18 protein-coding genes are annotated in these 21,836 nt (G+C 39.2%); 5 read left to right on the forward strand and 13 right to left on the reverse strand.

Annotated features, from left to right (window positions below):
• Positions 1 to 4: 4 nt before the first annotated feature.
• Together JEP71_RS06180 and frdA are read right to left on the reverse strand one after the other, a co-directional pair.
• Positions 5 to 742 (reverse strand): succinate dehydrogenase/fumarate reductase iron-sulfur subunit, encoded by a 738-nt coding sequence (locus JEP71_RS06180; protein WP_023583701.1) that lies wholly within the window; start codon positions 740 to 742, stop codon positions 5 to 7.
• Positions 735 to 2,531: a fumarate reductase (quinol) flavoprotein subunit gene (gene frdA, locus JEP71_RS06185; protein WP_109374308.1), complete on the reverse strand. Its 1,797-nt coding sequence runs from the start codon at positions 2,529 to 2,531 to the stop codon at positions 735 to 737. Before frdA ends, JEP71_RS06180 begins: the two co-directional genes overlap by 8 nt.
• Before the next feature lie 944 nt (positions 2,532 to 3,475).
• Between frdA and epmA the strand changes: the two genes are divergently transcribed.
• Positions 3,476 to 4,453 (forward strand): elongation factor P--(R)-beta-lysine ligase, encoded by a 978-nt coding sequence (epmA, locus tag JEP71_RS06190; RefSeq protein ID WP_023583702.1) that lies wholly within the window; start codon positions 3,476 to 3,478, stop codon positions 4,451 to 4,453.
• A 45-nt stretch (positions 4,454 to 4,498) separates the two neighbouring features.
• On the opposite strand, the gene JEP71_RS06195 is transcribed toward epmA, so the two are convergent.
• From JEP71_RS06195 to glpT, 6 genes are all read right to left on the reverse strand, one after another.
• Positions 4,499 to 4,912: a hypothetical protein gene (locus JEP71_RS06195; protein WP_198625928.1), complete on the reverse strand. Its 414-nt coding sequence runs from the start codon at positions 4,910 to 4,912 to the stop codon at positions 4,499 to 4,501.
• Positions 4,909 to 5,370: a LemA family protein gene (locus JEP71_RS06200; RefSeq protein ID WP_232797541.1), complete on the reverse strand. Its 462-nt coding sequence runs from the start codon at positions 5,368 to 5,370 to the stop codon at positions 4,909 to 4,911. Before JEP71_RS06200 ends, JEP71_RS06195 begins: the two co-directional genes overlap by 4 nt.
• 90 nt (positions 5,371 to 5,460) lie before the next feature.
• Complete coding sequence (locus JEP71_RS06205; protein ID WP_198625930.1) at positions 5,461 to 6,534, reverse strand: hypothetical protein; 1,074 nt, start codon at positions 6,532 to 6,534, stop codon at positions 5,461 to 5,463.
• A 21-nt stretch (positions 6,535 to 6,555) separates the two neighbouring features.
• Positions 6,556 to 7,113: a LemA family protein gene (locus JEP71_RS06210; RefSeq protein ID WP_160229943.1), complete on the reverse strand. Its 558-nt coding sequence runs from the start codon at positions 7,111 to 7,113 to the stop codon at positions 6,556 to 6,558.
• 366 nt (positions 7,114 to 7,479) lie between these two features.
• Positions 7,480 to 8,559, reverse strand: a complete 1,080-nt coding sequence (gene glpQ / locus JEP71_RS06215) for a glycerophosphodiester phosphodiesterase (RefSeq protein WP_196532415.1) — start codon at positions 8,557 to 8,559, stop codon at positions 7,480 to 7,482.
• A gap of 135 nt (positions 8,560 to 8,694) precedes the next feature.
• The gene (glpT, locus tag JEP71_RS06220) at positions 8,695 to 10,047 is read right to left on the reverse strand and encodes a glycerol-3-phosphate transporter (protein ID WP_072063819.1); all 1,353 of its coding nucleotides are present in this window, start codon (positions 10,045 to 10,047) and stop codon (positions 8,695 to 8,697) included.
• A gap of 380 nt (positions 10,048 to 10,427) precedes the next feature.
• Here glpT and glpA point away from each other — a divergent pair, with 380 nt between their 5' ends.
• The 3 genes from glpA to glpC are packed head-to-tail and all read left to right on the forward strand — an operon-like array spanning position 10,428 to position 14,573.
• Complete coding sequence (glpA, locus tag JEP71_RS06225; RefSeq protein WP_171455253.1) at positions 10,428 to 12,086, forward strand: anaerobic glycerol-3-phosphate dehydrogenase subunit A; 1,659 nt, start codon at positions 10,428 to 10,430, stop codon at positions 12,084 to 12,086.
• Entirely contained in the window at positions 12,076 to 13,383 is a 1,308-nt protein-coding gene (gene glpB / locus JEP71_RS06230) for a glycerol-3-phosphate dehydrogenase subunit GlpB (protein WP_198625931.1), read from the forward strand. The genes glpA and glpB overlap by 11 nt, the downstream gene beginning before the upstream one ends.
• Positions 13,380 to 14,573 (forward strand): anaerobic glycerol-3-phosphate dehydrogenase subunit GlpC, encoded by a 1,194-nt coding sequence (glpC, locus tag JEP71_RS06235; RefSeq protein ID WP_088493856.1) that lies wholly within the window; start codon positions 13,380 to 13,382, stop codon positions 14,571 to 14,573. Before glpB ends, glpC begins: the two co-directional genes overlap by 4 nt.
• A 180-nt stretch (positions 14,574 to 14,753) precedes the next feature.
• Here glpC and JEP71_RS06240 read toward each other — a convergent pair whose 3' ends face one another.
• From JEP71_RS06240 to JEP71_RS06250, 3 genes are all read right to left on the reverse strand, one after another.
• Positions 14,754 to 15,899: a phosphoenolpyruvate-utilizing N-terminal domain-containing protein gene (locus JEP71_RS06240; RefSeq protein WP_196532413.1), complete on the reverse strand. Its 1,146-nt coding sequence runs from the start codon at positions 15,897 to 15,899 to the stop codon at positions 14,754 to 14,756.
• Between the two features lie 59 nt (positions 15,900 to 15,958).
• Entirely contained in the window at positions 15,959 to 17,062 is a 1,104-nt protein-coding gene (locus JEP71_RS06245) for a glycerol dehydrogenase (protein ID WP_198619251.1), read from the reverse strand.
• A gap of 364 nt (positions 17,063 to 17,426) precedes the next feature.
• Positions 17,427 to 18,101: a 7-cyano-7-deazaguanine/7-aminomethyl-7-deazaguanine transporter gene (locus tag JEP71_RS06250; RefSeq protein ID WP_196532411.1), complete on the reverse strand. Its 675-nt coding sequence runs from the start codon at positions 18,099 to 18,101 to the stop codon at positions 17,427 to 17,429.
• Positions 18,102 to 18,306: 205 nt separating this feature from the next.
• On the opposite strand from JEP71_RS06250, the gene tusA reads away from it, so the two are divergent.
• A complete protein-coding gene (gene tusA / locus JEP71_RS06255; protein ID WP_109372081.1) occupies positions 18,307 to 18,561 on the forward strand; it encodes a sulfurtransferase TusA in 255 nt (84 codons plus the stop codon).
• A gap of 59 nt (positions 18,562 to 18,620) precedes the next feature.
• On the opposite strand, the gene JEP71_RS06260 is transcribed toward tusA, so the two are convergent.
• Together JEP71_RS06260 and JEP71_RS06265 are read right to left on the reverse strand one after the other, a co-directional pair.
• Positions 18,621 to 21,002, reverse strand: a complete 2,382-nt coding sequence (locus JEP71_RS06260) for a zinc/cadmium/mercury/lead-transporting ATPase (protein WP_198625932.1) — start codon at positions 21,000 to 21,002, stop codon at positions 18,621 to 18,623.
• 178 nt (positions 21,003 to 21,180) lie between these two features.
• Positions 21,181 to 21,807 (reverse strand): lysoplasmalogenase, encoded by a 627-nt coding sequence (locus JEP71_RS06265; protein WP_198625933.1) that lies wholly within the window; start codon positions 21,805 to 21,807, stop codon positions 21,181 to 21,183.
• Between the last annotated feature and the right edge of the window lie 29 nt (positions 21,808 to 21,836).

A 21,836-nucleotide genomic window follows, 5' to 3' on the forward strand; every position in this document is an offset into this window, starting at 1 on the left:
CTCCTTAACGTGGTTTCAGCATCGCAATGACAAAGTCTTGCGCACTGGCTGCTTTACCTTGCTGAATAGCGGCAGCAGGATCCACATGTTTTGGACAGACTTCAGAACAGTAGCCAACAAAGGTACAAGACCAGACACCGTTCTCACCATTTAACTGAGGCATACGCTCTTTTGCCCCATGGTCGCGACTATCTGTGTTGTAACGTTGAGCTAATGTAATCGCTGCTGGGCCAATAAACTCTGGGTTTAGACCAAACTGCGGGCATGCTGCATAGCAAAGACCGCAGTTGATACAACCAGAGAATTGGTGGTATTTTGCCATTTGAGCAGGAGTCTGTTTATTCGTCCCTTCTGAAGGCTTACGATCATTACCGATGATATAAGGTTTAATCGCTTCTAAGCTTTCAATAAAGTGAGTCATATCGACAACAAGGTCACGCTCAACTGGGAAGTTACCTAACGCTTCAACTCTTATACCGTCTGGATATTCACGAATAAACGTTTTACAAGCCAATTTAGGCACTTTGTTGACCATCATGCCGCAAGAGCCACAAATCGCCATACGGCAAGACCAACGATAAGAAAGATCAGGCGCTAAATTGTCTTTAATATAACCCAATGCGTCCAGTAATGAGGTTTGCTCATCATAAGGAACATCATAAGTGACGAAATGAGGCGCTTCGTCTGTTTCTGGGTTATAGCGCATGACTTCCATTTTAATGTGCTTCATGTCATCAGCCATTCGCTTTCTCCTTATTCTGCTTGTCTTGTGCAGTCGCTTCACCACCATAGACACGTTTAGCAGGAGCAGATTTCGTGATCTTCACATCGCTATATTCTAAACGAGGGGCACCTTCTGGGTTATAGAACGCCAGAGTATGTTTCAGGAAGTTCACGTCATCACGCTCAGTACAACCTTCGTCAAGACGTTGGTGTGCACCACGAGACTCTTTACGATTGATTGCGGAATGAGCCATACATTCAGCGACATCTAAACCAAAGCCAAGCTCAATTTTGTACAGTAAATCTGTATTAAAGACGCTGCTCGTGTCTTTAATTTCAACGCGTTTGAAACGTTCTTTTAATTCAGCCAGTTTATCAATGGTTTTTTGCATTAATTCAGGTGTACGATAGATACCGCAACCTTCTTCCATTGATTCACCCATTTCGTCTCGAATTTGTGACCAGCTTTCAGAACCTTTTTGGTTCATCAGATTTTTCAGGCCATCTTCGATATCACGAGTACGAGCATCTAATGCTGATGCGTTAGCTGGTGCTGCTTCTTGTGCACAACGAACCGCTTCTTCACCAGCAAGACGACCGAATACAACCAGCTCTGCCAGTGAGTTAGAACCTAAACGGTTAGCGCCGTGTAAGCCAACAGATGAACATTCACCCACCGCAAACAGACCTTTAATACGAGTCTCAGTTTGTTGGTTAGTTTCGATACCACCCATAGTGTAGTGAGCAGTAGGACGAACAGGGATTGGTTCATTAACTGGGTCAACACCCACATACGCTTTTGCCAGTTCACAAATAAATGGCAGACGTTCATGAAGTTTTTTCGCACCCAGATGACGTAAGTCAAGATAAACAACGTCACCACGGTGAGTTTTGATGGTACGGCCTGCGCGCCACTCATGCCAGAAAGCTTGAGAAACTTTATCGCGAGGACCTAATTCCATGTATTTATTTTCTGGTTTACCTAATGGTGTTTCTGGTCCTAGGCCGTAATCTTGCAGATAACGATAGCCATCTTTATTGACCAGAATACCACCTTCACCACGACAACCTTCGGTCATCAGGATACCTGAACCTGGTAGGCCAGTTGGGTGATATTGAACAAATTCCATATCACGCAGTGGAACGCCATGACGTAAAGCGATACCCATACCATCACCAGTAACAATACCGCCATTGGTATTGAAACGATAAACACGTCCCGCACCACCGGTTGCCATAATGACTGCGTTAGCACGAATTTGAACTTTCGTACCTTCCATCATATTAATAGCAACAAGACCACGAGCGTGACCTTCATCAACAAGAATATCGAGAACAAAGTGTTCGTCGAAACGTTGAATTTGTGGGTATTTTAAGGATGTTTGGAACAGGGTATGTAGCATATGGAAGCCGGTTTTATCGGCTGCGAACCAGGTCCGTTCGATCTTCATCCCACCAAAACGTCGGACGTTGACTGACCCGTCTTCTTTCCGGCTCCAAGGACAGCCCCAGAGTTCTAGTTGAGTCATCTCTGTTGGACAATGCTCAACGAAGTAATCGACGACATCCTGTTCACACAACCAGTCACCGCCTGAAACGGTATCATTGAAGTGGAAATCATAGGAGTCGTGAGCCTGAGTCACTGCTGCTGATCCGCCTTCTGCTGCCACGGTGTGGCTACGCATTGGGTAAACTTTTGAGATCAGAGCAATTTTCAGTTGAGGATTAGCTTCCGCTGCAGCTATTGCTGCTCGTAAGCCTGCGCCCCCGGCTCCGATTATCGCTATATCGGCATTAAAGGTTTGCACTGCGCTTCTCCATTGTTCAAGTGAAAATTGGAATAATTGTCTAGAATTCAATTCACTGACATTATTAATTTGTAATGCTATTTTTTTACGCTATCCGTAACGAAATTGTTTCACTACCTTGTGACTGCGCTTGATAACATCTTTATTATCATTGACTGTAATTTTAGTATAACGAAATGTAGGGCACCGAAATTTGATATGAATGATGGTTTTCCCGTATTTCGCAAAAAAAGTGTGATCTATGCCAAGAATTCTGGGTTTAACTAATAAGCCACCAGAGAAACTTGAAGATTAAATAGAATATATTTTTCTAAATTGAAAATTTATAAATAGTAATGAATAACCTATTTTGAAAGTATAGATAACTTTAATTGGAAATGACAATGATTTTTTATTAAATGTTGATTTTAAAGGGTAAATGCTTTTATCTTTCTTAAGTCTAATTTTAATTAATAAAATTCCATTTTAAAAACTAAAATAAATTTTTTACTATTTATCTAAAACAAATCGGTTTGTCTTGTTAATTGTTAATAAAATATTAATAATATTTCTAAAGGTTTTTAATATTCATCAAAATACGTAGATTTAAATAGAAAGTTAACTTTGAAGTTTAGATGAGTTTGGCTATTTAAATATAAGCATAGTGTTAGTTTATTGTTATTTGTAATTGAGAAAAAGAATTATTCTAATTAACTTTTTTTATAAAAATAGCGAAAAAGCACTGAGTTTCTTACTTTAAATTGGTGTTTATTTAAACGATAAAAAGTGCCCAAAAGTAGATGTTTTGTAGAATTATATTTATTTATCTTATGTGTTTTTACTTAATAAAAGAAAAGATCAGTGAAAAAATATAAAATGAAACCTCTCTTTATTAGGAGAAATTTGTCTGTTGAAGAGGATGCGAGTAAACTGCACGCTTTGTTTTCTGTTGGAGTTTTTCGTTCATGAGTGAAATCGCGGATTGGCAGCCAAGCGCCTCAATCGCCAACTTATTAAAAAAGGCGAAAATAGTCAGTAATATTAGGCGTTTTTTCACTGATCGTGGTGTGTTAGAAGTTGAAACACCGATGATGAGTCAGGCTACCGTTACCGATGTTCATCTTTACCCATTTGAAACCCAATTTGTGGGGCCTGGTGCTTCTCAAGGGCTAAAACTTTATTTGATGACAAGCCCTGAATACCACATGAAGCGTTTATTGGCTGCAAACAGTGGGCCGATTTATCAAATGGGGCGTTGCTTCCGTAATGAGGAAGCCGGTAGATATCATAATCCGGAATTTACGATGCTTGAGTGGTATCGCCCTTGTTTTGATATGTACCGGTTGATGAATGAAGTCGATGATCTACTGCAAGAAGTGTTAGATTGTGAAGCATCAGAGTCACTCTCTTATCAGCAAGCATTTTTGCGTTATCTCGATATTGACCCTTTATCTGTTGATAAAGAAAAATTGCGTGAAGTGGCGGCAAAACTGGATTTATCAAATATTGCAGATACTGAAGAAGATAAAGATACGCTACTTCAGTTGCTATTTGTTTCTGGAGTTGAACCTCATATCGGTTTAGAAAAGCCAACCTTTATCTATCATTTCCCTGCGTCACAAGCGTCATTGGCTGAAATCAGCTCTGAAGATCATCGTGTAGCAGAGCGTTTTGAAGTCTATTTTAAAGGTGTTGAGTTAGCGAACGGATTCCGTGAGCTGACGGATGCACAAGAGCAACGTCATCGCTTTGAACGTGATAATCGTCAGCGAGTGGCAATGGGATTACCAGAGCAACCTATTGATGAGCGCTTTTTAGCTGCTCTTGAAGCGGGACTACCTGAGTGTTCGGGTGTAGCTTTAGGCGTTGATCGCCTTATTATGCTAGCACTGGGTGTTGAACGCCTTAGTGATGTTATTGCATTCCCTGTTTACAGGGCATAAGTGCGATATCAATAGTGCTAAAAAAGAGAGCCGAGGCTCTCTTTTTTATTTTTTGGATTTTCGGCTTTGTCTTCGTTTTTCTTCTGCTTCAAGGGCTTTTTCTTGAAACTTCGCAAACTTATTCCCTGTTACGTCTTTCATATAGCGATAATTAATAAACCAAAACGTAATACATGAAAATAAAATAACCCACCAAATTAACAGTAGCTTTAATGCAGAATTAACACCCAGCATTAAATTAAAGCTAATTAAGACCATTAAGCTGACAAATATCGAGCTAAATAATCCTCCTGCAATTTGCAACATATATTTTTTTAAAGGTGTGATACTGATTAATGGCAAGATAATTGCCATAGAGAACAGTACGCCAAATGTGGCAAACATAATAATCGAGATAGGTTCATCAAAGCTTAGAAACCAATCCGTTATACCAAAAAAAGAAAAGGGAATTTCTATCATGATATTGCCTCCCTACTAGGGTAAAAAAGAGGGATATCTTTAAATTTAAAAATAAACATAAACACTATATTAGGAAAAATACGTATTTCAGTATTATAGAGAGTCACGGATTGATTGAAGAATTCTCGCCTGTCAGCTATGCATTCTTCTAATTCTTTCGCTTGTATTTGTAATAGGTGCAAATTTTTCCCGCTGATAAGTTCAGGATATTTTTCAGCAATAATGAGTGATTTTTTTATTTGTGGTAATAACTGATTAGCTAAATTAACTTTTTCATCTAATACATCTGCATGTAAATAGTGATCTCTATTTTCAGCCAATTTTTCAAATAAGGCTTTCTCATGATCCATTGCTTTTTGTGTAATCACTATCAGCATGAGGATCAAGTCAGCTTGTTTTTTTAATAAAACATCAATGTTTGCAAAGGCTTTATAGCAATTATTTTTTAGCATCACCATGTTGTTATAAATCATCACTAATTGGCGTATTAAAAAATACACTAAGGTGAGAATAAAAATAATGAAAATAAGCCATTCCATAATAATTAATTACCAAGGTGAAGAGGTGTTATTAAAATAAAGCGTTAAGATGCCGTCTTGATATTCCATCGGTATTACTAAAATGGAAAAGATAACAAAAAGAGCAAGGATAACGATGATAGTCGCGTTACGACGTAAAGGACGCGCTTTGTTCCAACTAACAATATAATCTTGTGGCGATAAACCCAGTAGGTAATGAGGCGCTTTACGTGTGATAACCACTTCGCTATTGACGGACTCTGCATCACCAATTAATAAATATGTTGTATTTTTGTCTAAAATGTACTCTTTAAAACGTTTACTGTTGGATTCAAAATCTTGATGAGGTTTGATACCAAAGTGTATAAAAGGAGTATCAGCCGCAAGAACTTGAATTGATCCTGTATCATCTGTCATCGTGAAATTATTGATTTCTTTTTCGCAAAGCGTTTGCTGATAGCTTTTTTTACCTTCTTTGTCTGTGGATATGTCGTATTCATAATAGAAATAGCCATAACACTCTTTTTTACCTAATCGACTATTTAAGATTTTCCCCGCAGTTATCTTGCCTTCAATTTCAACAAGCCCAATGGCTAAAGAGCGAATTTTAGATGTCGCTAGAATTTTTTGAAAACGTAAAAAACGTTTTTCAGGTGTTCTTCTGACGATTTGGTAAACGAACATTAAAACGAAACTTAAAAAGAACAATCTTTGGTCGATAAATAAGCTGAAGCTTAAACTCAGCAATAAAAGGCTAACAAATACAGTGTTGATAAGTGCTGAAAATTTAGAGGTTCCTTCATTTTGTAATTGATGGTAATTCTTTATCGCTTTCTCTCCAATATTCGCAATATGGGTTGAAATACCATATGCAAATAGCAAAATAACAGCGAATGCAATTCCGGAGATAAGATTAACAACAGAGTCTTCACCACTAGGATAAACGTCCGTTTCTCTCGAAAAAAACAGATAATTTCCAGCAGCAAAAGCGATCCCTAAAAAGGGAACAATACTCAAGCTATTCTTCTTTTTTTGAGGACGTTTGCTGCGTAAAAAATAGATTAATGCACCCACAGCACAGCCGATAAAAAAATAAATTAACACTGCAATTTATCCTTAATGCGGTTATTTAAAGTGAATTCCTTCAAATTTCATTTCTTCTTTTGGTATTTCAAGTAATTGCATACGTTCAAAGCGAAAAAGGCCAGCAATTAAGCTATCAGGAAACATCTCTATTGCAGTGTTGTAGTTAGTTGTTGCATCATTAAAGCCTTCACGACGTTGAGCAATTTTATTTTCTACATCACTAACACCTGTTTGAAGTAGTGCTAATTGCTCACCTGAAATTAACGTCGGATAATTTTCAGCAAGGGCAATCATACCTCGCAGTGCTGTATTCATCTCATTTGTTGCGCTAATTTTTTCATTAATATTTTGTGCTTTAAAATAGCGTTGTCTTGCGTCACTTAATGCAATAAATACACCTTTTTCGTGCTCCATGGCTTTTTCAGCTATAGCCATTAATTGAGGAATTTGGTCAGCTCTTTGTTTTAAAATAACGTCAATATTCGCAAACTGATTACTTACTTGATTGCGTGTTGCAATAAGACGGTTGTAAATGGAAATTCCCCAACCAATAAAAAGAACGATAAGAACAAGTAAAATAATCGCCATTATTGTCATCGTGATCCCTTCCTCTAAATATTTAATAAATAATGATAGCTAAATTAAAAAGTGATTATGATTTTTAATTAAATTATTAGAATAAGTTAGAGAAAGATTAAGGAATATACAATCAGAAAGGGCGCAAATATCTAGGATACTCGTCATACTTCAAGTTGCAGCGTTGTTGACTACATTCATTCGTACTAGTCACATACTTATGTATGCTCCTAGCATCTCATTCATTTGTCGCCTAGCTGCACCTTGAATTATTTAGAGTATCGACTTGTTATACTTCAAGTTGTACCTTGAATTATTTAGAGTATCGACTTGTTATACTTCAAGTTGCACCTTGAGTTATTTAAGGTGCAACTAAAATGTGATAAGTTATTTAGCTTGTTTTTGTAAGAATTTAACTCCTAAATCAGGGAAGTCTGTAAAGACACCCTCAGCACCTGCTTGGTTATAAATGATGTCGTAAAGCTGATCACCATCTTTTGCGTATTTAGGCAGTTTATCAATACGAACAGTAAACGGATGAATGGTTAGTTTATTAGCATGCGCATCAGCAGCCATTCCCGTTAAGGTGATTTTTTCTGGTGTTGAATTTTCTTCGACTAACATATGGTAGTCAGGGCCAATACCATCGGCATAAGTGGCAATTTCTTTCATTGCACCTGGCTTAAACATCCACTCATAGCTGTAGTTTGTCCATGTTCCATCAGGTTGTTTTTCATAAGTCTCATTCCAGTCTGTATAGGCAATTAACTGAACGAGTTTTAAATCCATACCCATTTTAGGCATCAATTCTGTTTTGATGCGTTTTAGGTCGTTAGCATCGAAAGATTGCAGATAAACATTGTCGGTTTTTTTCGTGTAACCATACTGTTTAAGTACTTCGAGCACTTTAGAGGTAATGTCTTTGCCTTCTTGTTCATGGAACCAAGGCGCTTTAATTTCAGGGTAAATACCAATATCTTGCCCTGTTGATTTGTTTAAACCTTGAACAAATTCAATCTCTTCTTGGAATGTGTGTACACGGAAATCGGATTTGCCCATAGGGAAACGGTTTGGATAACTTTGGACTTTTTTACCGTCAACAATGTCAAAACCTTCGGTAAATTTTAGCCCTTTGATCTCTTCAAGCGTAAAGTCGATAGCGTAATAACGACCATCTTTTCTTGCTCTATTTGGATAACGTTCAGCCACATCTGTTACACGATCAAGATAGTGATCATGTAAGACAACCAGTTCGTTATCTTTTGTCATCACTAAGTCTTGTTCTAGATAATCTGCGCCTTGAGCATAAGCTAATGCTTTGGCAGGAAGCGTATGTTCAGGCAAATAACCACTTGCACCTCGGTGAGCGATAACGACCTTATCACTTGCCGCTTGTGCGATTGCACTTAAAGATAGAGTTAAAAGAACGCCTGCAACTAACGGTTTTATTTTAAAAGATGTACTCATAAAGCTGCTCCATTTTAATTCTATGTACAACAAAGTTATGTACAGTTGGCAATAAAAAAGCCACATCAAAACAGTTGATGTGGCTTGGTTTTTAGAGATGAGATTTAACTAATTTCATAAATAATCAGTTAGCGATTATTCGTACTTCTGAAGCATTTCACGTTTGTGTTTGGTTTCAGTAACCATCACGATAAGTAATAACACAACAGATAGCGCACTACCGCCGATCATGACCATAAAGCCGCCATCCCAGCCGAAGTAGTCAACGGTGTAACCTACGATAGCACTTGCTGCAACAGAACCACCTAAGTAACCGAATAGACCGGTAAAGCCTGCTGCTGTACCTGCTGCTTTTTTCGGTGCAAGCTCTAGCGCATGCAGACCAATCAACATAACAGGACCGTAGATTAAGAAACCGATGATTAACATACACGCCATATCAACATTCGGGTTACCCGCTGGGTTCATCCAGAATACGATAGTTGCGATAGTTACCAAGGTCATGAAGAACACGCCTGTTGCACCACGGTTACCTCTGAATACTTTATCTGACATCCAACCACACAGCAGTGTGCCTGGGATACCAGCGTATTCATATAAGAAGTAAGCCCATGATGATTTATCCATTGCGAAGTCTTTTACTTCACGCAGATAAGTCGGTGACCAGTCCAGTACGCCATAACGCAGTAAGTAAACAAACACGTTAGCAATCGCAATCATCCACAGAAGTTTGTTAGGGAACACATACTTCATAAAGATTTCTTTTGCAGTCAGCTCTTGTTCGTCAGTTTCTTTATAATCAGGTGGATAGTCGTTTTTGTATTCTTCAATTGGTGGAAGACCACAAGATTGTGGGGTATCACGCATTAATGCGAATGCAATCATAGCAACTAAGATTGCTGCAAATGCTGGCATATATAACGCTGCTTTCCAGTCGTTAAACCATGCCATACCTAATAAGAACAGTAATGGAGGTAAGCCACCACCAACGTTATGCGCACAGTTCCAGATAGAAACGATACCGCCACGTTCTTTTTGTGACCACCAGTGCACCATTGTACGTCCACAAGGAGGCCAGCCCATACCTTGGAACCAACCACAAAGGAACAACAGAACGAACATTACCATAATGCTCGAAGTTGCCCATGGTACAAAGCCCATAAATAGCATCACTGCGGATGCTAAAATAAGACCTGCTGGTAAGAAATAACGAGGGTTAGCACGGTCAGAGAATGAGCCCATGATAAACTTAGAGAAACCGTAAGCAATCGAGATCCCTGATAAAGCAAAACCTAGGTCACCTTTAGAAAACCCTTCTTCTACAAGATAAGGCATTGCTAACGCAAAGTTTTTTCTTACTAAATAATAAGCAGCATAACCGAAGAAAATCCCCATAAAGATCTGCCAACGCAGACGACGATAGACAGGATCTATCTGCTCTTTTGGCAAACGCGCTTTATGTGGCGCAGGTCTAAACAGACTTAACATATTAGCCTCCGATGGCTTTTATTTTAATATGTTGATATTAAATAATGACAAAACGAACAGTGAAGTTATCAAAAAATTTTCTTTAACGAACTTAATAGTAAACTTATACAATCAAATTTACTGTGAGGTATTACTCAGTTGTCGAATAATTTTTCAAGATGTGCAATTTTGAGTGATATGTTAACTTTATCAAATACTTTTTGTTAAATAATTTGTGATTAGTATCACACTTGTGGTTTTAATTTTTCACTCGTGAGCGTTTCTCTTTCGTTTTTGCTCATTATCAAACATTAACCACATTTTTTGTGTATCTTATACACTATAATTAACGCTAAAGAATAATTAAGCGTTTGCTGAATGTAATGTGAGAGGGCATCTCTATGATGAGCGGTTCACCAGTGACAGAAACTGATGTCATTATTATTGGCGGGGGAGCAACCGGTGCAGGCATGGCAAGAGACTGTGCACGCCGTGGATTACGTTGTGTCCTGCTAGAAAGACATGATATTGCAACCGGTGCAACCGGTCGAAATCATGGATTGTTACACAGTGGTGCGCGTTATGCAGTAACAGACCCTGAGTCAGCGCGTGAGTGTATTGAAGAAAACATGATTTTAAAACGGGTCGCTCGTCATTGTGTTGAAAAAACGGATGGCCTTTTTATTACCCTTCCTGAAGATTCTTTAGAGTTTCAACAGACCTTTATTCAATCTTGCCAAGCAGCAGGTATTGATGCTCAAGCGATTTCACCCGAAGAAGCTATTCGCTTAGAGCCATCTGTTAACCCAAATTTAATCGGCGCGGTTAAAGTGCCAGATGGTACTGTCGATCCTTTCCGTTTAACTGCCGCAAATATGTTAGATGCCCGCGAACATGGCGCCCAAGTACTGACTTACCATGAAGTTGTTGGACTTATTCGTGAAGGCGACCGTGTTAAAGGTGTGAAAGTTTACGATCATCAAGCGAAAAAACTGTATGAAATTCGCGCGCAAATAGTGGCAAATGCAGGGGGAATTTGGGGGCAAAAAATCGCTGAATATGGCGAGTTAAAAGTTCGTATGTTCCCAGCCAAAGGTGCGTTGTTGATTTTGGGTCATCGTATTAACAATATGGTGATCAACCGCTGTCGTAAACCTGCGGATGCCGATATTTTAGTGCCTGGCGATACCATTTCATTAATTGGTACAACATCAACACGAGTACCTTACGATGAAATCGACAATATGTATGTCACCCCTGAAGAAGTCGATATTCTTATTCGTGAAGGTTCAATGCTAGCGCCAAAACTGGCTCAAACTCGAATTTTACGTGCTTATGCAGGTGTGCGTCCTTTAGTTGCAAGTGATGATGATCCATCTGGTCGTAATGTTAGCCGTGGTATTGTTTTACTCGACCATGCGCAACGTGATGGATTAGAAGGATTTATTACTATTACTGGCGGTAAATTAATGACTTACCGTTTAATGGCTGAATGGGCAACAGATAAAATCTGCGAAAAATTAAATGTCTCTGCTAAATGTACAACCGCAGAAGAAGCCTTACCGGGCTCTCGCCAATCAGCAGAGCAAGCATTACGTAGCGTTGTTTCATTACCTGCGCCAATTCGTGGTTCTGCGGTTTATCGCCACGGTGATTTAGCTAATAAATTATTGAGTAATGAACGTAGCGATAAGAGTTTAGTCTGTGAATGTGAAGCCGTTACGGCAGGGGAAGTTCGCTATGCGGTTAACTCTTTAACTGTCAATAACTTACTTGATTTACGCCGCCGTACTCGCGTGGGTATGGGAACATGCCAAGGTGAACTTTGTGCTTGTCGTGCAGCGGGTTTATTAAACCGTTTACAAGTCACTACTCCTCACGAATCAGAACAGCAGCTTGCCCATTTCTTAAATGAGCGTTGGAAAGGTATTCGACCAATTGCTTGGGGTAATGCGTTACGTGAGAGTGAATTCACCAGTTGGGTTTACCAAGGTTTATGTGGTTTAGATGCTGATATGATTGAAAAAACAGCTTCAGCGGAGGCAGATAATGAAATTTGACGTCATCATTATAGGTAGCGGGCTTGCAGGATTAACCGCAGGTATTCGTCTTGCTGAAGCCGGTAAGTCTTGTGCAATCATCAGTAATGGTCAAAGTGCGCTACACTTTTCATCAGGTTCATTGGATTTATTAACTCATCTTCCTGATGGTTCGTTAGTGACTCAACCTAAAAAAGCATTGGCAACATTAGCTGAATTAGCCCCTAAGCATCCTTATAGCCGTATTGGTGAAATTCAGGTTTCAACTTTCATTGAACAGGCTCAAGCACTATTAGCAAATACGAGTGGTCTTGAATATCAAGGTAATGGTGATGAAAACCATTATCGTATTACACCCGTTGGGCGTTCACGTATGAGTTGGATGAGCCCAAAACGTGTGCCAACGCATGGTGTTGATCAAGCGTTGCCATGGAAAAAGCTGGCTGTTGTTGGAATCGAAGGCTTCTTAGATTTTCAGCCACAATTTGCAAGCAATACGCTTAATGAGCAAGGTGTTGAGTCTATTCCTTATCATATTCACTTACCGCTATTAGACAGATTACGTGATAATCCAAGTGAATTTAGAGCAGTCAATATTGCGCGCTATTTAGATAAACCTGAAAACACTAAAGCGTTAGCGGAAGAGCTGAAAAAGCATATCGATGATAGTGTTGAAGCAATTATTTTACCTGCATGTATTGGACTGGATGCTGAAGAGCCAGTGATGCTACTTCAACAACTTGTCGGTAAACCTATCTGTTTATTACCGACATTGCCACCATCACTATTAGGTATTCGTTTACATCAAGCATTAAAACTGCGTTTCCAAAAAGCTGGCGGTTTAATAATGCCGGGCGATCGTGCAGAACAAGTTGATTTAGTAGGGAATAAAGTTACCGGTATTCATACTCGAAACCATACTGACATTCCGATTCGCAGTGAGCATGTTGTATTGGCGACGGGCAGCTTCTTCAATAATGGGTTAATTGCAGAGTTTGATCGTGTCTATGAACCTTTGATGGAACTTGATTTGCTAGAAACATTACCTCGCAATGAGTGGACAAAAGAGAATGTCTTTGCGAAACAGCCTTATATGCGATTTGGTGTTGATACAGATAGTCAATTAAGACCGATGAAATATGGCGAAGTCTTAGAGAATGTTTACGCCGTAGGTGCTGTATTAGGTGGGTTTGACCCACTTAATGAAGGTTGTGGCGCAGGTGTTTCAATGATCAGCGCACTTTATGCAGCTCAGCAAATTTTACAGCACAATAAATCAAAACAAACCACATCTGCGGTTGTGGAGGCAGCACAATGAGTTTACATGATAACAGTTTTGAAGCGTGCATTAAGTGTACTGTTTGTACGACTTACTGCCCTGTTGCAAAAGTGAATCCACTTTATCCGGGCCCTAAACAAGCGGGTCCTGATGGTGAGCGTTTACGCTTAAAAGATCCGATGCTTTATGATGAAGCATTGAAATATTGCACCAATTGTAAGCGTTGTGAAGTTGCTTGTCCGTCAGATGTGAAGATTGGTGACATCATTTCGCGTGCGAAACTGAACTACAATACAAAAACACCAAAACTTCGTGATGCTATTTTAAGTCATACGGATCTAATGGGTACATTATCAACGCCAATGGCGCCGATAGTAAATACCATTACAGGATTAAAACCTGTACGCAAGATCTTGGATAAAGCACTTAAAATCGACCATCGTCGCGAATTACCAAAATACTCTTTTGGTACATTTAGAACATGGATGAAAAAACAAGTTGAAGAGCAGGCGCGTTTTAAAGATCAAGTTGCCTTCTTTCATGGTTGTTATGCTAACTATAACCACCCACAATTAGGGAAAGATTTAGTTAAAGTATTCAACAAAATGGAGATTGGTGTTCAGTTATTAAAACGTGAAAAATGCTGTGGTGTTGCATTAATTGCGAATGGCTTTGTTAAACAAGCTAAAAAACAAGCCGCGGTAAACCTTGAATCTCTGACAGAAAAAATTGTTGAAAACAATATTCCTGTTGTTGCAACATCATCAACCTGTACTTTCACTATTCGTGATGAGTATGAACATATCCTTGATGTTGATACATCAAAAGTACGTGAAAACATTGAATTAGCGACACGTTATATTTATCGCTTATTAGAAGAAGGTCGTGAATTACCACTGAAGCACACTCCGTTAAAAGTGGCGTATCACACACCTTGTCATATGGAAAAAATGGGATGGACAGCGTATTCCATTGATTTAATTAAGCGTATCCCTGGTGTTGAAGTCATTGTTTTAGATTCTCAATGCTGTGGTATTGCTGGAACTTACGGTTTTAAATCTGAAAACTATGATGTTGCTCAAGGCATTGGTGCGGGCTTATTCCGCCAGATTGAAGAGAGTGGCTGTGATTTGGTAATTACAGACTGTGAAACCTGTAAATGGCAAATTGAGATGTCAACGACGAAAAAATGTGAACACCCTATTAGTTTATTAGCAAGAGCATTATAAGTACTACCTATTCGATAATAAAAAGTAATTGATTACTAAGATAACAAGCAGCTAGGGAATAAAAGAGGATCTTTTATTCCCTTTTTTTATTTTTAGTAAAAACAGTTGTGAAATATAAAAGAATAAGAAAATGAAATAACCTGATACGGTGGAACTCAGGTTATTTAAATACTCTTATTTTTAATGTGAGATATAGGTATTTTGATAAAGCCAAATATTTTGGACTTTTTTGAGCGTTATATTTTGCCCGTCGGTCAGCGAGAGCGCTTGTTTTCCGGCTTCATTAATAATTGGAATATCTAGTGCATTAGCCAATACGGTTGTATTAGACAGAGGATTGCCGTGGCTTAATAAAATTCCTTTAATCTTATTGGTATCAAGAGCCATTAATGTGGAGGGATGAAGCTGTTTTGTCACCAGAATTGCGTTTGTATAAGGAGGATGCGTGATTGGCGGAGGTGCTGAAGTTAAATAGCGTAGTAATCGAGATAAAATATCATCTAAATCACTTTCACGAGCACGCATATTATCATCATCCATTTGCGCATAAGTATCTATTAAATCAATGAATGTCTGCTGTAAGGCAAATTCAGCATTACAGTGATGTTTGCTTATCATGCTACATACAGTCAGTTGTAATTCGGTATTTTCTAATAAGAAGCGGTGACTAGAAAAAATATGGGCATATTGTTCTCCAATCGTGCGGTACGCTTCTTCTGTTAACCAGTCTATATCTTTTTTGGATCGCTCAATGGCTTTTACGAGACGTTTTTGCTCTTCAAGTAATAAGTGAGAGGATATTTTTTTACGAGGGATCACAAAACGATGATAAGGGTATAACCAAACAGGTGCGGTGATAATTCTGACAGGTTCGTAATTTGTGTTTTTAGGGTGAATATTAAAATTAGGCAGATTTTCACCTAATTGCAGTTTTTTAATTGTAATGGTTTTATGCGCCGCTTTTTCTGCTTCTTCAAGCGAAGCGCCTAACGCAATACTATTGGCGGCAGCCAAGGTGCCTTCAACAATTGGTGCTGAACTTAACGCGACGTTAGTGGCTACGTTATGCTCCAGATTAGCGATAGCGAGTGCTGCATTTTGTGCTGAATGATAAGTATCGAGTAAAACGAGTACACCTTGTTTGCTATAACACTTTTTAATTGCTGTGAGTATCGTTTCTGGTGACACTTCATTAGCAAGATCAGAGGGTGTTTGATAGTTGGTCGCAATGGCAATTTTTACTTGGCGATCTACAGTCTGATTAACGAGCTCTTTAATACCATTGGCGAGCGTAAGGCTCTTTGAAACTAATACGATACTGACCATAAATCACCCTTTTTTGTAAATGCAAACAGGGAGATAAACACTCCCTGTTTACTCAGGCTTTAATAAAGCCATTCCCGTCCTAATTGGTCGGCAGTTAAAATAGCGGCATAAACCTTATCGGAATCGATATCAAATGGCATGTTGTAAATTGTCTCACCTTCAGCACAACTTAACTCAGCAACCGCCATGATTTTTTCATTTAATTCATCGCCTGTTGCATTGATACCCAACTCTTCTAAAGTGACCGGTAGCCCGACTAAAATACAGAAATCGAGGAACTCTTCTAACTCTTCTAATGGACTGTTTTCTAACACTAATTGGACTAATGTACCAAAGGCGACTTTTTCACCATGGTACATATTGTGACACTCTTCTAATGCCGTAAACCCATTATGAATAGCATGGGCAGCTGCAAGACCCGCACTTTCAAAACCGATACCACTTAAGAAGGTATTAGCTTCGATAATATTTTCTACTGCAGTTGTACAAACACCTCGGCTGACTGCGAGTTTTGCTTTATAACCATCTTCTAAAAGAGTGTTATAGCAAAGTTCAGCCAGAGCTAGAGCTGCTAGTGTTGATTTGCCTCCTGCCATAGTCTGTTTTTGGGCATGACTACAGGCTCTTGCTTCGAAGTAGGTTGCTAAAGCATCTCCCATTCCAGACACTAATAAACGAGCTGGCGCAGAAGCGATGATATTGGTGTCCATCACGACAACATCAGGATTTGTTGGGTAGAAAAGGTAACTATCAAACGCGCCTAATTCTGTATAAATGACAGAAAGTGCGCTTGTTGGTGCATCAGTGGAAGCAATGGTTGGAGAGATGACGACAGGAAGCTGACATTTATAAGCAACAGCTTTGGCAGTATCAAGTGTTTTACCTCCACCAACGCCGATGATCACAAGAGAGGCTTGTGCTTTTGCGAGTTCAGATAACCGATTGATTTCCTTGTGTGTGCATTCACCATTAAACAGTTCAAAGTGCCCATTCACTTCATATTGAGACATGCTGTCTTTGACGGTACTTCCGACGAGATCCATAACAAATTTATCAGCAATAATCAGTGCTCTATCGCCAAAAGGTTTTGCGTATTTACCAATATGGTATAGCGCATCTGGTCCTTGAATATATTTAGCGGGGGATTGAATAACTTTTAACATAATAGACTCCTACTATTCGCAAAAGAGAGTAAAAAATCCTTATGGTGGGGCTTGTCATCCCAATTGACACAGAATTCTATGGAGATGAACTTAAATACATTAACAGTTTAATAGACGAATAAAATATTTCATTGTAAACAATTAATCATTTTTATATTAGCATGCAAAAAACATCATAATAATGATATTTAAGTAATATTCTGTACGTTGTTTGACTAATCATGCTAATTAATTACTATAAGAAATATTTACGTAAAATAATAAATTATTTCAGGCAGAATAAAGCTTCATAAAATTGACTTATGAAGCTTTATTATTTGAATTATGACATTTATGTCATTATTTTTTTGCGAGGTGAGACAGATTATGAGCGAATTTCAGCATAATCTTGTTTTTGATTTTCTTGTGCGAAAAAGTGACGCAAAATAAAATTCAACAAAACACCATATGCAGGCAAGAAAAACAGCATACAGATGGTCAATTTAAACACGTAGTCAACCAATGCAATTTCAACCCAATTCTCCGCCATAAATGCGTCAGTACTACGATAAAATGCAATAAAGAAGAAGGCGAGTGTGTCGAGTAAATTACCAAAGAACATCGCTGCACTTGGTGCTACCCACCATTTTTGTTGTTGTCTTAAACGATTAAAGACAGACACATCCATGATTTGACCTAACACATAAGCCATAAAGCTTGCTGTCGCAATTCTTGCCACCATGATATTAAAATCAGTTAATGAGGCAAAACCTTGCCAACTTCCTTGGAAAAAGAGCGTTGAGATTAGGTAAGAAATCGCTAATGCAGGGATCATGACGGCAGTAATAATGCGTCGAGCCAAAGGCGCACCATAAATACGAACCGTTAAATCTGTTGCCAGAAAAATAAACGGAAAAGTAAAGGCACCCCAAGTGGTATGGAAACCAAAAATGGAGATAGGCAATTGCACAAGATAGTTACTAGATGTAATTATCAGAATGTGGAACAAAGAAAGCCATAACAGCGCCACCGCTTTTTGGCGGGGAGTAAACGTATACATAAATTGTACCTTTTTAGTGATTGGGGTGAGGGAACCCAATAAAACAGTGATTTCTCTCTTAAATGAGAGGATGCGCATAATACGCCTGTTGCGCAACAAAAGCAAAGGTTAGCGGGAATACCTTTGTGCTTAATGTGCCGTGATGTGAACACGAAAGCGAGATATAATGACACAATCTGTCAGTGTAAGAAGAATGGTTAATAGAATGAATGCTCAATTTGATGATGCAACTAAGACATTAGATACGCTAGGCCTACGTTGCCCTGAGCCTGTGATGTTAGTGCGTAAAACCATAAGAAATATGGCATTAGGTGATACGCTTTTAGTCATTGCGGATGATCCTGCCACAGTGCGTGATATTCCCGGCTTTTGCCGTTTTATGGAACATGATTTATTAAATCAAGAGACTGAATCTGCACCTTATCGTTATCTTATCCGTAAAAAAGAGAGCAATCTGTAATTTATCATCGCGCTAAAAAATAACCCAAACCTCAATTATTGAAGTTTGGGTTTTTTAGTTTATTCTTTGCTAGATGATTTAAGTTTTACTCTTAACAATCTTACGGCATTGGCGGTGACAAGGGCTGTTGCACCAGAGTCAGCCAATACTGCAACCCAAAGCCCTGTTATTCCTAATAAACTGGTCACTAAGAACACGGCTTTTAAGCCTAGCGCGATAGTGATGTTTTCACGAATGATTTTGCGTGTTGCACGAGATAACTGAATAATTTCAGGTAAACCTGTTAAACGGTTATGTGTTAATGCTGCATCTGCGGTTTCCAGTGCGACATCAGTTCCGCTTCCCATTGCAACACCAATAGTCGCTGCTTTCATTGCTGGCGCATCGTTAATACCATCACCGACCATCATGGTGTTATGCGTTTTACTGATTTCCATCACTGAAGTCACTTTATCTTCAGGGAGTAATCCTGCACGGAAATCCATGCCAAGTTTTTTCGCAATCGCCGCTGCGGCTCTTGGGTTATCGCCCGTTAGCATTACGGCATTAATGTTCATCTCTTTCAATAATTTCATTGATTCAATGGCATCACTGCGTAAGGTATCTTGCATAGCAATAACACCGATTAGCTGACTCTCTTTTAATACAACAACAACGGTTTTACCTTCATCTTCAAGGCGTGCAACCTCTTGTTGCCATTGAGGCGATAATGTTGTTGTTTCTGATAATTGAGACGGCGCACTCACTAGAATGTGTTGGCTATTTAAATAACCTTCAATACCTTTACCCGCTAAGGCTTTACGATCTTCCGCTTCAACAACAAGCACGCCTTGTTCTTGTGCTTTATTGATAATGGCTTTTGCTAATGGGTGATGTGATCCGACTTCTACGGATGAAGCAAAAGTCAGGACTTCTTTTTCATTAAACCCCGTTTCAGCAACAACATCCGTAACTTGAGGTTTCCCTTCAGTCAATGTACCTGTTTTATCAAGTGCGATGGTATTAACGGTGCCTAATTGCTCTAACGCTGCACCTCCTTTAATTAACGCACCACGTTTTGTAGCAGCAGCTAATGCTGAGGTAATTGCTGCTGGTGTTGAGATAACCAACGCACAAGGACAACCAATCAATAACAGCGTTAAACCGCGATAGAACCATGTTTCCCAAGGCTGAGCAAAGAACAGTGGTGGCACAATAATCACTAATGCAGAGAACAGCATAATAGCAGGGGTATAGTAGCGGCTAAAGCGGTCCACAAAACGCTCAATCGGCGCTCTACGCTCTTCAGCTTCTTCAATCAATTGCAAAATACGGTCGATAGCATTTTGTCCTTGTTCAGATACCACTTTCATCTGTACAGATCTATCCACAGATAAACAACCTGCTGCTACTTTTTCGCCTTGTAGACGCTCTACTGGTACGGATTCACCCGTTAATGCACTTTCATCAAAGCTTGCAAATGCACTGACTAATTCCGCATCTGTGGGTAAGCGTGAACCTGGTGCAATTTCGATGATGTCGCCTGGACGTAATTGCGCAACAGGCACAGTTTGTTTTTTACCATCTTTGATTAATGTCGCTTCTTCTGGCACTAATGCCATTAATGCACTGACACCACGACGAGCGCGTCCTGCGGCATAAGACTCCAGCATTTCACCAATCATAAACAGCAAAATAACCATTGCTGCTTCTTCGGTAGCATTAATAAAGAGCGCACCAATTGCGGCAACACTCATCAACGTTTCTATGGCGAAAGGTGTACCACTGCGAATAAGTTGCAAAGACTTTTTCACAATGGGGAATAGGCCAATTAAGGTTGTTGCAAGAAAAGCGGCACGTCCTGCTTGAGGATCAATAAACTCAGCACCCCAGCTAATCGCCATTAAAATCGCAAGTACAATGACAAACGAGCTCTCTTTTAATAGGCTTTGCTTAGCCACTTTTTTAGATTGAGGAGATGAAAGATCAAAAAGCTCAAATCCTGCACTGTTAATTGCGGCAATGACATCTGCGCGTAGATCGCTATCCGCATCAACGACCAATTTTTCGGTGGCAAAAAGAACTTTTGCTTGTTTTACACCAGCCACTTTAAGTGCTGCGGTTTCAATTTTTTGTGCACAACTTGGGCAGTCCATACCTTGCACTTTCCAGCTAAAGCGTTGTTGTGCAATCTTTTCTGGCTCAATGTTAGAAACAGGGGCGTTGATATCACAGCTTCCATGAGCATGACTATGCCCATCATGGCTATGATCGTGACCATCATGATCATGGTGATGCTCATCCTCGGATTCAGGATCACTTTTATCTATCTTGGTATGAGAATGTTCGCTTTCAGTATGTGAGTGCGTACTATTCTCTGAGTGACCTGAACAGCATTGAGAGCTTGAGCAGCAAGCATCGGTATGTTTATGATTATCGTGTTGATGAGCATGTTTAGTCATAACTGGCTCTCCTTGTTCAACAAAGTAAAGTTTAAATTCATTTATCTGATAAGTACTTTACAGCTTGGAGTAGAGTCCAGAGTCAAGATATCGAAGGCATATTCATTGGCAAAAAGTGCGAATTAGGTCAAAAAATTAACCCCTCATTCTATTTTGTAAAAACGAGGGTTAATGGATGCTAAATGAATAAGGCTCTGACGATAAAGAAATGCCCAATAAAATAACAGGCGCTGACAAGCCCTTTAGAAGCCGAGAATGAGAAGCGGAAGCGGTTGATAAGCCATATGGAGTAAGCAATTACTAACAACAATGAGCCAATCATAATAGATAGGTTGTAATCGTTACTTAAGTAGAAGAATTTTTCTCCAGCAATCCAAAACATAGCAAATGCAGCTAATAAAGTAAGAGATGCTGGGATAGCTAATTTATCGAGCTTGCTCCAAACAATCACTAAAATGATAATGAAAGCAAGAATGACGAATCCAAGTAAAGGAAGATAGAAAGAGAGTTGCAGTGGTAATAAAAAGCTGACCATATAAAGAATGTAGCTTAAGAAAACCAAGGAAAAGGAGGGTAGTAAATACTTACTATCAAACATTCTTAATATGTCAGAAAGCAAAGTAGCTAATAATGCACCTACAATAAGGTAGCTATTGATACTGTGTTCAGGAACTTGCCATGCCCAAAGTAATAAAAGAAGTAGCGTGATAGGACGGAATAACCATCGTTGCCAATTAGGGCCTCGATATGCTGCATCGATATAAAGCCACCCAGAGAATAATACGGCGAGAAAAGGCCAACTCATAATATCTTCCTTATATTTAGAACTGTTTT

It is taken from the genome of Proteus sp. PR00224, assembly GCF_016238105.1.
GTDB lineage: Bacteria > Pseudomonadota > Gammaproteobacteria > Enterobacterales > Enterobacteriaceae > Proteus.